13 protein-coding genes are annotated in these 14,931 nt (G+C 60.1%); 10 read left to right on the forward strand and 3 right to left on the reverse strand.

Going from position 1 to position 14,931, the window contains the following annotated elements; all coding sequences use genetic code 11:
• The first annotated feature begins 234 nt into the window (after window positions 1-234).
• The 4 genes from NW840_RS05505 to recN all read left to right on the forward strand — a co-directional run bounded on the left by NW840_RS05505 (window position 235) and on the right by recN (window position 6,280).
• Window positions 235-1,587: a TldD/PmbA family protein gene (locus tag NW840_RS05505; protein ID WP_414342873.1), complete on the forward strand. Its 1,353-nt coding sequence runs from the start codon at window positions 235-237 to the stop codon at window positions 1,585-1,587.
• 152 nt (window positions 1,588-1,739) lie between these two features.
• Window positions 1,740-3,128: a glutamate-cysteine ligase family protein gene (locus tag NW840_RS05510; protein WP_414342876.1), complete on the forward strand. Its 1,389-nt coding sequence runs from the start codon at window positions 1,740-1,742 to the stop codon at window positions 3,126-3,128.
• A 234-nt stretch (window positions 3,129-3,362) separates the two neighbouring features.
• Window positions 3,363-4,379 carry a M14 family metallopeptidase gene (locus NW840_RS05515; protein WP_414342879.1) on the forward strand — a complete coding sequence of 339 codons (1,017 nt, stop codon included), beginning with the start codon at window positions 3,363-3,365 and terminating at the stop codon, window positions 4,377-4,379.
• Window positions 4,380-4,573: 194 nt separating this feature from the next.
• A complete protein-coding gene (gene recN / locus NW840_RS05520) occupies window positions 4,574-6,280 on the forward strand; it encodes a DNA repair protein RecN (RefSeq protein WP_414342881.1) in 1,707 nt (568 codons plus the stop codon).
• Window positions 6,281-6,315: 35 nt separating this feature from the next.
• On the opposite strand, the gene NW840_RS05525 is transcribed toward recN, so the two are convergent.
• Together NW840_RS05525 and NW840_RS05530 are read right to left on the reverse strand one after the other, a co-directional pair.
• On the reverse strand, window positions 6,316-7,023 hold the full coding sequence (locus NW840_RS05525) for an ABC transporter ATP-binding protein (RefSeq protein WP_414342882.1): 708 nt from the start codon (window positions 7,021-7,023) through the stop codon (window positions 6,316-6,318).
• Window positions 7,020-7,838 carry an ABC transporter ATP-binding protein gene (locus NW840_RS05530; RefSeq protein WP_414342883.1) on the reverse strand — a complete coding sequence of 273 codons (819 nt, stop codon included), beginning with the start codon at window positions 7,836-7,838 and terminating at the stop codon, window positions 7,020-7,022. The genes NW840_RS05525 and NW840_RS05530 overlap by 4 nt, the downstream gene beginning before the upstream one ends.
• A gap of 319 nt (window positions 7,839-8,157) precedes the next feature.
• On the opposite strand from NW840_RS05530, the gene NW840_RS05535 reads away from it, so the two are divergent.
• The 4 genes from NW840_RS05535 to NW840_RS05550 all read left to right on the forward strand — a co-directional run bounded on the left by NW840_RS05535 (window position 8,158) and on the right by NW840_RS05550 (window position 12,550).
• Window positions 8,158-9,411 (forward strand): ABC transporter substrate-binding protein, encoded by a 1,254-nt coding sequence (locus tag NW840_RS05535; RefSeq protein ID WP_414342885.1) that lies wholly within the window; start codon window positions 8,158-8,160, stop codon window positions 9,409-9,411.
• Between the two features lie 242 nt (window positions 9,412-9,653).
• Window positions 9,654-9,998 (forward strand): hypothetical protein, encoded by a 345-nt coding sequence (locus NW840_RS05540; protein ID WP_011432412.1) that lies wholly within the window; start codon window positions 9,654-9,656, stop codon window positions 9,996-9,998.
• A gap of 187 nt (window positions 9,999-10,185) precedes the next feature.
• Window positions 10,186-12,117, forward strand: a complete 1,932-nt coding sequence (locus NW840_RS05545; protein ID WP_414342886.1) for a BamA/TamA family outer membrane protein — start codon at window positions 10,186-10,188, stop codon at window positions 12,115-12,117.
• 64 nt (window positions 12,118-12,181) lie between these two features.
• The gene (locus NW840_RS05550; RefSeq protein WP_011432410.1) at window positions 12,182-12,550 is read left to right on the forward strand and encodes a hypothetical protein; all 369 of its coding nucleotides are present in this window, start codon (window positions 12,182-12,184) and stop codon (window positions 12,548-12,550) included.
• Here the strand turns inward: NW840_RS05550 and NW840_RS05555 are convergent.
• Complete coding sequence (locus tag NW840_RS05555; protein ID WP_414342888.1) at window positions 12,547-13,629, reverse strand: Mrp/NBP35 family ATP-binding protein; 1,083 nt, start codon at window positions 13,627-13,629, stop codon at window positions 12,547-12,549. The genes NW840_RS05550 and NW840_RS05555 overlap by 4 nt on opposite strands.
• A 296-nt stretch (window positions 13,630-13,925) precedes the next feature.
• Between NW840_RS05555 and NW840_RS05560 the strand changes: the two genes are divergently transcribed.
• Together NW840_RS05560 and NW840_RS05565 are read left to right on the forward strand one after the other, a co-directional pair.
• Window positions 13,926-14,090, forward strand: a complete 165-nt coding sequence (locus NW840_RS05560) for a DUF6464 family protein (protein ID WP_238376969.1) — start codon at window positions 13,926-13,928, stop codon at window positions 14,088-14,090.
• A 68-nt stretch (window positions 14,091-14,158) separates the two neighbouring features.
• Entirely contained in the window at window positions 14,159-14,653 is a 495-nt protein-coding gene (locus tag NW840_RS05565) for a GNAT family N-acetyltransferase (RefSeq protein ID WP_041436262.1), read from the forward strand.
• The last annotated feature ends 278 nt before the right edge of the window (window positions 14,654-14,931 follow it).

The raw sequence follows: 14,931 nt of genomic DNA on the forward strand, positions 1-14,931 counted from the left end.
AATCCGTACTGAACATACTATACATTATTTTCAGTATAGTTGAGCTTATTATTGACTAGAGTCATGCTCTCTGCTGATTGTTGCCCAGGGGGAGCGGGCCGGAAGGTGCGCACCAGAGTGACGTTGTTGGACGAAGGGGTGGGTGCTGGGACTCCATAGACGGCAGGGGGTCAGGGAAAAGTAGCTCTGAGCCATGGCCGATAATAGGACTGTCCTCTTGCTATCCCGCTTTCTATGCCCAGCTCCATCATTTCCCCGGAAAACCTGCTGGATCTCTGTGAACAGGGTGTGTACAAGGCGTTGGCCGCTGGAGCCGACCAGGCAGAAGTGTTTGCCAACTCAGGCCGGGAAACGGAAGTCACGTTTGAAAAAAACGACCTGAACCTGGCCCGCAGCAGCAGCGAGACCCTGTTCGGCATTCGGGTTTTCTGTGGCGGCAGGCTGGGCTTTGCCACCTCCAACCGCCCGGAAGAGTTAGCTGAGACGGCTGCTGAGGCTGTGACCATGGCCAAGGCTTCGCCGGCGGATCCCCTCAACGGGCTGCCGGAGCCCCAACCTTTGCCCCAGGTGCCCTTTGCCCTTGATCCGGGGCTGCTGGAACTGGATGCCGCCACCCTGACCCAGTTGGGATCCCAATTGCTGGAGTGGGTGCGCTCCAAAGACCCTCGCATCACCATCGACAGCGGCTCCCTCAGCGTTGAGGAAGAGACCCTGGCTATCGCCTCTTCCACCGGCATCCGCGCCAACCATCACAGCGTGGAAGCGGGGGGATCCCTCTTTGGCATGGCCATTGATGGGGACGAGGTGGGCAGCTTTGCCTACGACGGCGACAGTGTGCAGAAGCGGGCCGATCTGGTGCCGGCGCTGGAGCGGGCTTTTGATCGCTTTGTCCAGAAATGCGTGGGCGCGCTGGGGGCTGGCGAGGGGGAGAGCTTCCGCGGCCCCATTGTCCTGCCGCCAGATGTGGTGGAGGAGTTTCTAGGGGATCTCCTCTTTGTGCTGGGGGCGGATGCGGTGCGCAAAGGCAAAAGCCCCTTGGCGCAAAAAATGGGATCCCGGATCGCCAGCCCGTTGCTCACCGTGGTTTCTGAAGGCCTGGGCCTGCCCGGCTACCCCATTGAGCCCTTTGACCGCGAAGGGATCCCGCGCCAGATTACCCCCCTGATTCATGAAGGGATCCTCTGCAACTTCATGTACAACAGCTACGAGTCCCGCGCTGCTGGCGTTCCCTCCAACGGCCATGCCACAGGGGGAGCAGGCAGCCTGCCGGGAGTAGGGCCGGCTTGCCTGAGGGTGGCCCCAGGGACAACCCCCCTGTCCGAGCTCTACGCGATGGATCGGGGAGTTATCGTCACCCGCCTCTCCGGCAGCAGCAACCCCATTACCGGTGACTTTTCTGGGGTGGTGAAAGGGGGCTTCTTGGTCAAAGGCGGCGAGAAACGCCCCATCCTGGAGACCACCATTGCCGGCAATCTCTACGATTGTTTGCGCAATATCTCCGCCATTTCCCAGGAAGTAACGGTTTTCAACGGCACGGCTGCCTTTCCCGCCCTGCGCATTGAAGATGTATCCATCACTGCGGGCTAAGTAAAGCTAGGGGTGTCGAGATCCCGGCAACAGCGATTAACCTCATTCCCAAAAGCTGCGGAGTTGTTCCCATGGGCCAGGAGATCACCTGCCTCCGTTTTGGTACTGCAGACTTTGCTCAGTTTGCAGCTCGGCTCCAGCAAGAAACGAAGTTGCTCGAGCGCTGGTTGGCCGGTGCGCCGGGGCTGGATCCCGCCTGCCGGCCCTTTGCCCAGGGATCCCCGGTGGGCGGGTTTGAGCTGGAGGCGTGGCTGGTCACCCCTCAGGGGGATCCGGCCCCGATCAACTCAGCCTACCTGGAAGCGGTGAACGATCCGCTGGTGGTGCCGGAACTGGCCCAGTTCAACGTGGAGATCAACAGCCGGCCCCAAGTTTTGGTCGGCTCGGCTCTGCGGCAGTTTCAGCAAGAGCTGGGCCAAACGTGGGATCGCTGTTGCCGGGTGGCCGAACACTTGCAGGCGGGGTTGATGATGATCGGCATTTTGCCTACGGTGCAGCAAAAGCAACTGACCTTGGAGATGATCTCCCCCCGCAAGCGTTACCTGGCCCTCAATGAGCAAATCCTGAACTTGCACCGGCGCGAGCAATCCCAAGCGATCCCTTCCCTGGGGCTAGATATCGAAGGACCGGCTGGGCGGTTGCGGGTTACCCACCCGGACATCATGCTGGAGGCGGCGACCACCTCCTTTCAAATCCATCTGCAGGTATCCCCCCAACAGGCGGCCCGTTACTTCAACGCTTCCCTGCTCGTGTCAGCCCCCTTGGTGGCGCTGGCGGCCAATTCCCCCTACCTGTTCGGGCACGATCTGTGGGCAGAAACCCGCATCCCTTTGTTTGAGCAAGCTTTGGATGGGCCACCCCCGCCCTCCCCCACCCACTGCCCCCGCGTCACCTTCGGGCAAGGCTATGTACAGGGATCCCTAATGGAGCTGTTCTGGGAAAACCTGCATCGCTACCCGGTGGTATTGCCACAAAGGTTAGCCACTTCCCCATCAGAGCTGGCCCATTTGCGCCTCCACAACGGCACCATCTGGCGCTGGAACCGACCCCTCATCGGCTTGGATCCCGTTCCCCACTTGCGCATCGAACAGCGGGTGGCAGCGGCAGGCCCAACCCTACCCGACATGATCGCCAACGCGGCCTTCTACTTTGGTCTGGTGCAAGCCTTGGGATCCCAGCCCGTTTCCCCCGAGCAGGAGCTAAGCTTTGCCCAGTGCCGCGCCAATTTCTACACGGCGGCCCGCTGGGGTCTGGAGGCCCCCATCACTTGGCTCAAGGGTTGGCAGGGATCCCTGCGCCAATTGCTGCTGGAAGAGCTGATCCCCCAAGCAGAGGCGGGTTTGGTTCAACTGGATCTGGCCCCCTCCGATATTCAGGAGTATCTGGGCATTCTCCGCGCCCGGGTGGAGTCGGGGCAGAATGGGGCCACCTGGCAGCGCCGCTACGTGGCTCGGCATGGTAAAGATATGCAACAATTGACCTGTGCCTACTGGGAACGGCAGCGGCAAGGCCAACCGGTACACACCTGGGATCTCAGCTAGGGCTCTCTCCACAGCCGGTTGTACCAGCGGTGGGCCACCGCGGCGGCAGGACGGATCCCTGGCCCGCATCTCGAGTGGGCAAACTCTCTCTCAGATGGCCTTGTTGCGACCCGAGCTACCGCAGCGAAACGGTTCATTCGCGACCAAGGACTTCGTTGGACTTCTGCTCCCTCCTACCCCAGGGAGAGAGGCCAGAAGCCAGAAGTTTGAGTCGAGCCTCTTAGCCCAAACAGTATGCTCACCGTTCTCGATCATCTACCGGATCAACTGCTGGATCTAGAGGCCCATCAGCTTTACGACCGATTGGGTGGGCCAACCCTCATCCATCTGCCGGGACGACGGGATCCCGCCCTGTTTGTGTCCGTCCTGCTGCACGGCAACGAAACCACCGGTTGGCAGGCGGTGCGGCAGCTCCTCCGCCACCACGCCCAGCGGGAATTGCCCCGTTCTCTTTCCCTTTTCATTGGCAACGTGCAGGCTGCCCGCCACCGGCAACGGCGGCTAGATGGCCAACCGGACTACAACCGCATTTGGGGCTCCGGCTCCACCCCCGAACATGCCATGGCCCAGGCCGTCCTTCAGCAAATGCAGCAGCGGGGCGTTTTTGCCAGTGTCGATATCCACAACAACACGGGCACCAACCCCCACTACGCCTGTGTCAATCACCTGGATGCCCCTACCCTGCACCTGGCCACCTTGTTTGGGCGCACCGTCCTCTATTTCACCAAGCCAGAAGGGGTGCAGAGCATGGCCTTCGGGCGCTTCTGCCCGGCGGTGACCCTGGAGTGTGGCAAGCCGGATCAACCCCACGGCACCCAGCATGCCTACGAATTCTTGGAAGCCTGCCTGCACCTGTCGGCGATCCCGCAGCGCCCTGTCTTCCGCCAAGATATCGACCTGTTCCACAGCGTCGCCATTGTCAAAATCCCGGATCAGGTGAGCTTCAGCTTTGGGGAAGAGGATGGCAACCAAGAGGGATCCCCCTCCCACATCCGCTTCCCGCCGGATTTGGATCTCCTCAATTTTCGGGAGCTTCCCCCCCACACCCCTATTGGCTGGACGAACAACGGCTTCCACCTGGAGGTGCAAGACGAGCAGGGCCAAAATGTGGCGGATCGCTTTTTCTATGCCTGCAATGGAGAAATTCGCACCAGCGTGCCCATCATGCCGGGCATGCTCACCCTCAACAGCCGCATCATCCGCCAAGACTGCCTCTGCTACCTGATGGAGCGCTACCCCCTGGTGGGCTGAGCCGGGCTGCCAATTTCCCCGAGGGGATCCCCAAACCAGAACGGGTGGTGCTCCCCACCCCTGCAATAACAGACTCCCCGCTGGCCGCTGTACCCGTCCGCCGAGGGATGGTGAGTACGCTAACGTGGGACAGAGCGACCCCGCAAGCCCTATCCTGAAAACTGCCAACGGCACGCTGAGCCCACGGGATCCCTATGTTGCGCCTGCTGCGGATCGAGAACTTTGCCCTGATCGAGCAATTGGAGATCCCTTTTCGAGCGGGGCTGAACGTGCTCACCGGAGAAACCGGGGCCGGCAAATCCATCATCCTCGATGCGCTGGATGCAGCTCTAGGAGGTACAGCTCGGGCTCTGCGAACTGGCAGCGAACGAGGTCTGGTGGAAGCGATCTTCAGTCCTAATCCTGAACTGCAAGCCTGGCTAGAACAAGAGCACATCGACCCCCTAGAGGAGGGCCTGGTTTGTAGTCGCGAGCTGGTGTTGCGCAACGGCAAGCTCACCAGTCGCCTGCGGGTGAATGGGGTGCTGGTGAACAAAGCCCAGATGCTCAGCCTGCGGGCCAAATTGGTAGAGATCACCGCCCAGGGGCAAACCGTTCAAATCCAATCTCCCCAAACCCAGCGCCGTTGGCTGGACGATTTTGGCGGCGAAGAGCTGTTGCGAACACGGGCAGAAGTGGCTGCCCTTTACCAAACCTGGAACCAACTGAAAACAGAGGTGGAATCCCGCCGGCAAAGCCAACAACTGCGCCTGCAACGGCTAGACCTACTGGAGTTTCAAGCGCAAGAGCTGGCCGCCCTGCGCCTGGAGGATCCCGACGAAATGGCCAAGCTGGAGCGGGAACGGGAGCGCCTGGCCCACCGCGTGGAACTGCAACAGCAAAGCTACGCAGCTCACCAACTGCTCTACCAAAACGATAGTGGCTCACCGGCCATCGCCGACCTGTTGGGCCAGGTAGAACGGTTGCTCCAGGCCATGACCCAGCGGGATCCCGACCTAGCCCCTCTGGCGGAAATGGTCAGCAGCGCTCTCATTCAGGTGGAGGAGGTGGGGCGGGAGCTGGTTCGCTACGGCGAGACGCTGGAGGCGGATCCCGGTCGGTTGAACAAAATTGAACGGCGCCTGGCACAACTCAGACAAGCCTGCCGCAAATACGGCCCGACCTTGGCTGAGGTGATGGCCCATGCGGAGCGGGTGCAGACGGAGTTGGCCCAACTGCGAGGAGACAACACCGACCTAGAGGAATTGCAGGTGCGGCTGGACAAAGCTGCCCAAGACCTGGAGCGCCATTGCCAGGTGCTCTCTCAACTGCGGCAACAAGCGGCCCGTCAACTGGAAAAGGCCCTCATAGAAGAGCTCAGCCCGCTGGGGATGAGCGCAGTGCAATTCCGGGTGCAGATCCAACCCGGCCCCCCGACAGCAGAGGGGGTGGATCAAGTGAGTTTTTGGATTAGCCCCAACCCGGGTGAGCCTCTTCAACCTTTGGCCAGCATTGCCTCGGGCGGCGAGATGAGCCGTTTTCTGCTGGCCTTGAAAGCCGTATTCAGCCGCATCGATCCGGTGGCCACCATGGTTTTCGACGAGATCGATACCGGCGTGTCGGGCAAAGTGGCGCAAGCCATCGCCACCAAGCTGCACAGCATTGCCCGAGATCACCAGATCCTCTGCGTCACCCACCAACCCCTGATCGCTGCCTTGGCGGATCACCACCTGCGGGTTCACAAGGTGGTGCACCAAAAGCGAACTTCTGTGCGGGTGGAGCTTTTGGGAGAACGGGAACGCCGCGAAGAACTGGCCCAACTCACTGCCGGTCACTCTGCCCAAGAAGCGATGACGTTTGTGGAGGCTCTTCTCAACCAAGCAGCTCAACTGCGCAAGCAGCAAATGGCCAGTCCCGCTTGACTCTCCTTCTGGGAAAGGGGAGGGGGGTGAGGGCCTCAACCACCCAAGAACAGCTCCAGCACCTCAGGATTGCTCAGCAGGTTGGGGCCGGTATCCTCAAAGCGGTTCTCTCCCGTGGACAAAACATAGCCCCAGTCCGCCATCTTCAGGGCCTGCTTGGCATTCTGCTCCACCATGAGGATGCTGATGCCAAGACGGTTGATCTCTCGCAGGAGGGCGAAGGTCTGTTCTATATACAGCGGCGACAGGCCGGCGGTCGGCTCATCCAGCAACAACAACTGCGGCTCCACCATCAACGCTCGCCCTATGGCCAGCATCTGCCGTTGTCCACCCGATAGGGATCCCGCCGCTTGGCGTCGTTTCTCTTTCAGGGGTGGAAACAGCTCATAAACCCGCTCCAGTTGGGCGGCAGGGTTGTCGCGTCGGATGAAGGCCCCCATCTCCAGGTTCTCTTGCACGGTGAGGGAAGGGAAGACATTGTTGGTCTGGGGCACAAAGCCGATTCCCCGTCGCACCAGTTGCTCAGCGGGCAGGTGGGTGATGTCGGATCCCTGAAACAGCACTCGGCCTGAGCGGATGGTGGCCAAGCCAAATAAGGATTTCAGCACCGTCGATTTGCCGGCTCCATTGGGGCCGATGATCACCACCATTTGCCCAGGGTTCACCTTCAGGTGGATCCCCTTGAGGATGTCCACCCCCCGGTAGCCGCTGTAGAGATCCTGGATGTCCAGCAAAGGGGTCATGAGAGGGATCCCTCCGAAGGCAGAGGGGAGGGTTGGGGTGGGTTTAGGGAGTCGGCCAGTGCCACAGATCCCAAATAGGCCTCCCGCACGGCTGGGTTTTGTTTGATCTCCTCCATGGATCCCTGGGTGAGAACCTTGCCGGCAGCCATGACCACCACATGGTCGCAGAGACGGGTCACCAGATCCAGATCGTGCTCGATGATGCAGAAGGTGCAGCCGCGCTCGCGGTTGAGATACTCGATAAAACGCATCAAATCCGCCAGCAGAGTGCGGTTGACGCCAGCCCCCGGCTCGTCCAGCAGGATCACCCGTGCATCGGTCATCAAGGTACGTCCCAGTTCCAAGAGTTTTTTTTGCCCCCCGGAAAGGGTGACGGCCAGTTGATCCCGCAGATGGATCAGGTTCAGCCGTTCCAGAACCTCTTCCGCCCGAGCTTGCAGGTTGCGTTCTTGTCGTTGCACCTGCCGCCAACTGAACCAAGTGGCGAATAGGTTTTCCCCTATCTGATTGGGGGGAACCACCATTAAGTTCTCCAAGACAGTCATGCGGCCAAACTCCCGCGGGATCTGAAAGGTGCGCACCAGCCCTCGACGAAACAGATGATGGGGGGGCAAGCCGGTGATGTCTTCCCCATCCAGCCAGATGCGCCCGCTGCTGGGCCGAATAAACCCGGCGATGATGTTAAAGAGCGTGGTCTTCCCTGCCCCATTCGGGCCGATCAAGCCCGTAATCCGACCGGTTTCGATGCGGAAGGAACAGTGATCCACCGCGCTAATGCCGCCAAACCGCTTGGAGATGTCGTCGATAACAATCACGCCGCTGCCTTGGGAAAACCCCGCCGACCGATGAGTTCAGTATTTCAAACATATAATGAGCCCATAATGAGCCCATTGCCGAGTTTGCCCATTATCCTTCCCGGATCCCCAGGGGGACAACTGCCCCTGGAGGCCGCAGCCAAGGAACGGGCGAGATCCTGAGTCTGGCCCGCCTGTTTTCTGGAGCCATCTTTTCTTGAGGAAGTGGGGAACGCTTTGAGGTGAGTCAACGTCTGACTGCTACGACTCAACACTTGACTTTACTTGACCTTTGGGATCTGAGTTCTACTTTCTCTTCCCTCACAGGAGGTTGTCGGCTATGTCTCGCATGAATAAACTCACCCGACGGGCCTTTGCAGCGGCGGCTGCCCTGACGGCGGCTGCTCTTGCCACCACTCTGCTGCCCAGCACGGCTCAGCAGGCAACTCAAGGGCCGGTCAAAATTGGGGCTTTAATGTCTCTCACCGGGGATCTGCAGGCCTTCGGGGAAAACTGCCTCAAAGGGATCAAGCTGGCGATTGACCAAATCAACGCCGCCGGTGGCATTTTGGGATCCCCTGCCCAAGTGGTCGAAGCGGATGACCAGACGTCGGCTCAGCCGGCTATCGACGCAGCTCAACGGTTGGTCACCGTGGAGAAGGTGGCCGGCATCATCGGCGCCTTGGGCAGTGGCATCACCATTCCGGTGGCCACGACGGTCACGGTTCCCAATCGGATCCCGCAAATTTCCCCCGCTTCCACCGCTCCTACCATTACCACTCTGGAGGACAACGATTTTCTGTTTCGCACAGTTCCTTCCGATGCCTATCAAGGGGTAGCCCTGGCCCAGATCACCCGTGAAGAGAAGCTGGAGCGCCTGGCCATCATCTACATCAATAACGACTATGGCCAGGGCCTGGCCGACAGCTTTAAGACGGCTTTTGAAAAGCGGGGCGGCACCATCACCAAGTCGGTTCCCTACGAGCCCGGCAAGGCTTCCTATCGCAGTGAGCTGACCCAACTGAAGGAAGGGGATCCCCAGGCATTGGTGCTGATTGGCTACCCCGAAAACGGTGTGGTCATTTTGCGGCAAGCTTTGGAAGAGGGGCTGTTTGACCGCTTTGTCTTCACCGATGGCATGCGCTCTCCCGACGTGGCAGCCCAGGTGGGAGCCGAAAAGCTAGAGGGATCCATCGGCGTTTCGCCTCAGGCCCTCACCGATAGCAAGGCTTACCAAATCTTTGCCGAAGCCTACAAAGCCGCCTACGGGGAGCTGCCCCCCACCCCCTACATCGACACCGCCTACGATGCCGCTTTTGTCCTGGCTCTGGCCATTCAGAAAGCCGGCAGCACCGATGGCACTGCTGTTCGGGATGCTTTGCGGGAAGTGGCCAATCCCCCCGGCACCGAGATCCTGCCCGGAGAGTGGGCCAAGGCTGTGGAGCTGATCGGCAAAGGGGAAGACATCTTCTACACCGGCGCCTCTGGATCCATCAACTTCGATGAGAATGGGGAGGTGGCCGGCACCTTTGCCCACTGGACTTTCCAAGGGGGGAAGGTGGTGGATCTGAAGGTGTTTGAGCCGGAGAGCTGATTTTCCCCTGCGGCTCCTGAGTGGGGGTCGGTTTCTCCTTCTGAGCTCCATCAAGACAATCCAGACGAGCAAGACGGGCCTGCACAGAGTACCCTCTGCAGGCTTTTTTGTGGGCCTGGGCCGCGCGGCTGTACGTCCCCAGCAGGGATCCCTCCCCATCACGTAGCTTTTTTTGCGGCAACTCAGCGGAGGGCAAAGCAGGCTAAAGTGTCGGCATCCTGGCGTCTTGTGGAGAATCCTCGATGTTGTCCACCCAACTCCTCCTCCCCGGAGTGGCAGCTCTGCTCGGCTTCGGGTTTGCTCCAGCCGTCCTGGCTCAGACTTCCCACACCCAGCAGATGGCGATCCTGAACGGCAACGCCACCACCCTGCAAAGCAACGTCCTGCAAAACACCGTCCTGATCCTGCCCAACGTTCCCCCACAACAGTACGCCGACAGTTGGGGCTGGAGGAGCAGCCGCTCTTTGCCTCCCACTCCTGCTCCCATCACCGTCGTCATCCTCAACTCCCAAGTCAACCTAGCTGCCGAGGAAGTCGAGCCGAGGTCTTGCGGCCAGCGCTGTAGGGGATCCCTGCGCCTGCCTTGAGAGGGAGAAGCTGCTTTTTGCACTCCAGACTACCCAAGTCCGCAATCCGGTTCGCGGCCACGCTCGGATCTGGGTGGATGGGGATTGATATAATCCAGGGCAATTGTCCGCTGCTGGGCGGCAGAGGGTTTTAACGCAAGCTTGGCCCGGCTTTGCAATCTTGCTTTTTGGTGTGCGAGGGATCCCCATGAATCGTTCCAGGCAACTTCGCCCTTGGCTAACTTCAGCGCTCACCCGCGGGATGGTGCTCTGCACCGCTTTTGCGTTTGCTGAAGCGTCCCGTAGCGCTCTGCTGATGGGATCCCCGGCTTGGGCGCAATCGGTTCCTCAGCCCGGCACCCTCGACCTGCGCACCGGTGGCGACACCCCCGCCCAGCCCTCCTCCACCCCACCCCCCACTGCCGGCGAGCCAGAAGTGTTGGTAGCGGAGGTAGTGGTTGAGGGCACTGAAGATCCGGAGCTGATCAACCGGGTTTACAGCGTCATCCGCACCCGCGCCGGCGAGGTTTCCACCCGATCCCAGTTGCGGGAAGACATCAATGCCGTGTTTGCCACCGGATTGTTTGCCGATGTGCGGGCAGTGCCTTCCGATACGCCTTTGGGGGTGCGGGTCACCTTTGAGGTCAAGCCCAACCCAATCCTGAAAGCCGTGCGCACGGAAGGGGCGAAAGTTCTGGATCCGGAAGTGCTGCGGGCCGCCTTTGCCGACCAGGAAGGGCAGGTGCTCAACTTTGGCAAGCTGCAATCGGCGGTGGCCGAGATCGAGCAGTGGTACGCCGATAAGGGTTACGTGCTGGCCAAGGTTACGGATGTGCGCTCCTCCGAAGATGGCACCATCGTCCTGGAAATTGCCGAGGGGGTGATTGAGGATATTCGCGTTCAGGGCAACACCAAAACCCGTGACTTCATCATCACCCGCGAGTTGAAGTCCAAGCCGGGGGATGTGTTTAACCGCAACCAAATCCAGGAAGACCTGCAGGCGGTTTTTAATCTCAACCTGTTTCAAGATGTGAATGTGGGGCTCAACCCCGGCCAGGATCCCGACAAGGTGGTGGTGGTGGTGAACGTGGAAGAACGTCGCACCGGCACTTTGGGAGGCACCATCGGCGTCAGCTCCGCCACAGGGGTCTTCGCCGGCCTCAACGTCTCCGAACAAAACTTGGGCGGCAACAACCAAAGTGCCAGCTTCAACGTGCAGGTGGGCACCAACGAAACCCTCTTCGACTTAAACTTCACCGACCCGCGGATTGCCACGCTGGAGATCCCCACCTCCTACAACGTCAACATCTCCAACCAGCAAAGTTCTAGCTTTGTCTTCAATGAGGGATTCACCCTGCCCAATGGGGATCCCGTGCGCATCAACCGTCTTGGTGGCGGGGTGACTTTCTCTCGCCCGATTGGGGGCAATTGGCGGGCCAGCTTGGGCACCCGCATCCAATTTGTAGAAGCTCGCAACAGCAACGGGGAGCAGCAGCGCTTCGATGTGCTGGGCAACCCGATTACCTTCAGCGAGAGCGGCCAAGACAGCTACACCACCTTGCGGTTTGGCCTCGTCAACGATACCCGCGACAACCCCAACAGCCCCAGCCAGGGCTCGGTCTTTCGCATCTCCACGGAACAGTCGGTACGTCTGTTTCAAAATGGCTTGAATGCCAACCGCCTCGAGACCGGCTACAGCCAGTTCATTCCCGTCAACCTGTTTGAAACCCGCAGCGAGCGACCGCAGGTATTGGCCTTTGATGTGCGAGCAGGCACGACCATCGGCGACTTGGCTCCCTACGATGCTTTTGCCATTGGTGGCGGCAACTCGGTGCGGGGCTTTTTCGAGGGGGGTATCGGTTCCGGTCGCAGCTTTGCCACCGCAACCGCCGAGTTGCGTTTCCCCCTTTTTGACCCGGTGGGAGCCGTGGTTTTCGCCGACTACGGCACTGATCTGGGCAGTGGAGCTGCGGTGGCCGGCAATCCCGCAGCGGTGCGCAACAAGCCGGGCAGTGGTTTGGGGCTGGGGGTCGGCATTCGCATCCAATCTCCCTTGGGGCCGCTGCGCATCGACTACGCGGTTGGGCAAGGCGGAGCCGGCCAAGGCCAACTGCACTTCGGCATTGGCGAGAAGTTCTGACTTGGCCGTGGATCGGCTGCCGGCTTGCTATGGTGGGAGCAGGTGCTCGTAATGGAAGCAACCCATGAAACAGCGACTCGGCCTACCTTTCCCCAAGGGATCCCTGGTGTTCTTGCTGTGTTTGAGCCTGGCCCTAGCCGGGTGTGGGCCACTGGCGCGTCTGGGCATCGGCACAACCCCCATCGCCCAGATCGAACAAAATCCCTCCCGCTACACCAATGTGTATATCCGCGGTCGCGTGGTGAACCAGATAGGGGTGTTCGGCCAGGGCGTGTATGAGATCCAAGACAACAGCGGCTCCCTCTGGGTCATCACCGACAAGGGGCTGCCGGCCATGAACAGCACAGTGACCGTGCGCGGTAAAGCCCAAGAGGGGATTGTGGTGGGGGGACGCAGCTTCGGGGTCTCGTTGGTGGAAGCCGAGCGCTTCTAGCCTGCCCCCAAAGCCAGCATCGAAACACGGCCTGCCAAGGTTTTGGCAATCTGCTTCAAGGCCCGGGCTGAAGCCGACTCAGGTTGGCCGATGACAATAGGCGTACCCATATCTCCCCCTTGGCGCAGGGCGATTTCCAGCGGGATCCGCCCCAGCAAAGGGATCCCCAGCTCGCGGGCCGTGGTCTCTCCCCCTTCTGAGCCGAAAATATCGTACTGGCGATCCGGCAGGTCGGGCGGGACGAAGTAGCTCATGTTTTCCACAATGCCCAGGATGGGCACCCCCAACTGCCGAAACATGTTCAAGCCCTTGCGGCTGTCCAGCAGGGCCACCGATTGGGGCGTGGTGACGATCACAGCTCCTGCCAGCGGCACTGCCTGAACCAGGGTCAACTGAGCATCGCCGGTGCCGGGGGGCATATCTACAACCAAGTAGTCCAACTCTCCCCACTGCACCTGATAGAGGAATTGCCGGATCACCCCGTTTAACATTGGCCCCCGCCAGATCACCGGCTGATCCCGTCCCACCAAGAGGCCCATCGACACCATCTTGACGCCGTAATTTTCCAAGGGGAAGATGTCTTCGCCGCCATCTTCCCGTTTTTGCACAACCAGAGACCGATCCTGCAGGCCCAGCATCAGCGGCACATTGGGACCGTAAATATCGGCATCCAGCAGCCCCACCCGCGCTCCACTTTGGGCCAGCGCCACGGCCACATTTACCGACACCGAAGTTTTGCCCACTCCCCCCTTGCCGCTGGAAATGGCGATGATGTTGCGCACACCGGGGATGGACTGGCGATTCGGCAGGGAAGGGGAACGGGGGGTTTCTGCCGTTACCGTAACATCAATGGCTTCGATGGGGGCCAGCTGGCGGATGGCAGCTTTGCACTCCTCGACAATGAATTCTCGCAAAGGGCAGGCCGGCGTGGTCAGCACCAGGGTAAAGGCCACTCGCCCAGGCTCGACGCGAATATCCCGGATCATGTTCAGTTCCACCAGGCTGCGGCGCAGCTCCGGATCTTGAACAGGGCGCAACGCTTCAAGGATGGCAGCAGCATCAAGGGTGGAGGTGGTCATGGAATCGGAAGGCTCAGCGGGTCAGTCCATATTTCACTCTAATCGGTTTTTCTCGGGTTCTTGCCGGCAGGGAAGGACAGCTCCAAAACGGGCTGCCACGCTAGTCCTGGGCAAGCAGGCTGGCCGAGGCTGATTCTGGTTGGAAGACAACGCTGTTGGCCGACGGGGGAGGGCAATTGTGCAAGCGCTGAGTGGGAGTTGGCTTGTGGTTGGGGCTAACGTTCTGGGCTCAGTTGATCCCTCTGCTGGAAAAGAGGGGATCCCGCCGCCTCTCAATCGGGGACGAGCGCCGGGCCATGCCAACTCTCTTTTCTGACTCGGCCTGGGATCCCTTCTGCCGTTACTTTTCTCGGTCACCCTACCTGCCTTGTGCGGTGAGTCCTCTGGGCCCCTGCCGCTGCCCCCACCACGCTGCGCGTCCAAAAGATGCTGCCTGGGCGTTCTGTCCACAACAAGAATAAACTGTGGTCTGTTCTCGTGCCGGTATCTCAGGAAATTCAAGGAATTGGTTGTGAAGCCAGGCAAAAGTATGGAAATCCGTCCTGCCACCGCCTTAGATGTGCCCGTTTTGTTTGACCTCATCTGCGCCTTGGCCGAGTACGAGAAGCTGAGCCACCTGGTAACGGGATCCGCTGATCTGTTGCGCCACTATTTGTTTGGCCCAGAGGCTTTGGCCTCGGCGTTGTTGGCAGAAGTGGAGGGGCAAGCGGTGGGATTTGCCCTCTACTTCCGCAATTTTTCCACGTTCCTGACCCGACCAGGGATTTACCTTGAGGATCTGTTCGTGTTGCCGGAGTTTCGCGGCAGAGGCATTGGCAAAGCGCTCTTGGCGCGGGTGGCTCAGGAGGCGGTGGCCAAAGGATATGGGCGGCTGGAGTGGATGGTTTTGGATTGGAATCAGCCGGCGATAGAGTTCTATCGACGCATGGGTGCCCAGCAACATCCCGAATGGATTCTCAACCGCGTGGTGGGTGCTGATTTGGAGGCTCTGGCTCGGCTGGCCAAGGATCCCTGTCGATCTTGAGCAAGCTCCCCTCTGTTACAGACCCTAGCATTCGTGACATCCTCCCGGCGCTCGTCCTACGGACAGAGCGCGGGCTTCCCTTGGCGTCAGCGGGATGGAGTCTTTACCTCGCGGTTGGGTATTCCTACCCCACGCCACTTGTCTAGGTCTACGACCCCCGACAGAACAACTGGACAGGTGGTTTCCCTTCCCCAGCATTCCTGGGTACTAGGTCGTGTTGATCTTATGTTAGGATAGAGAGAATAATTTATAGAGGAAAGAGGATGAAGTTGGTTTTT

This window comes from Synechococcus sp. R5-13 (assembly GCF_047462015.1).
In the GTDB taxonomy this organism is placed as follows: Bacteria; Cyanobacteriota; Cyanobacteriia; order Thermostichales; family Thermostichaceae; genus Thermostichus.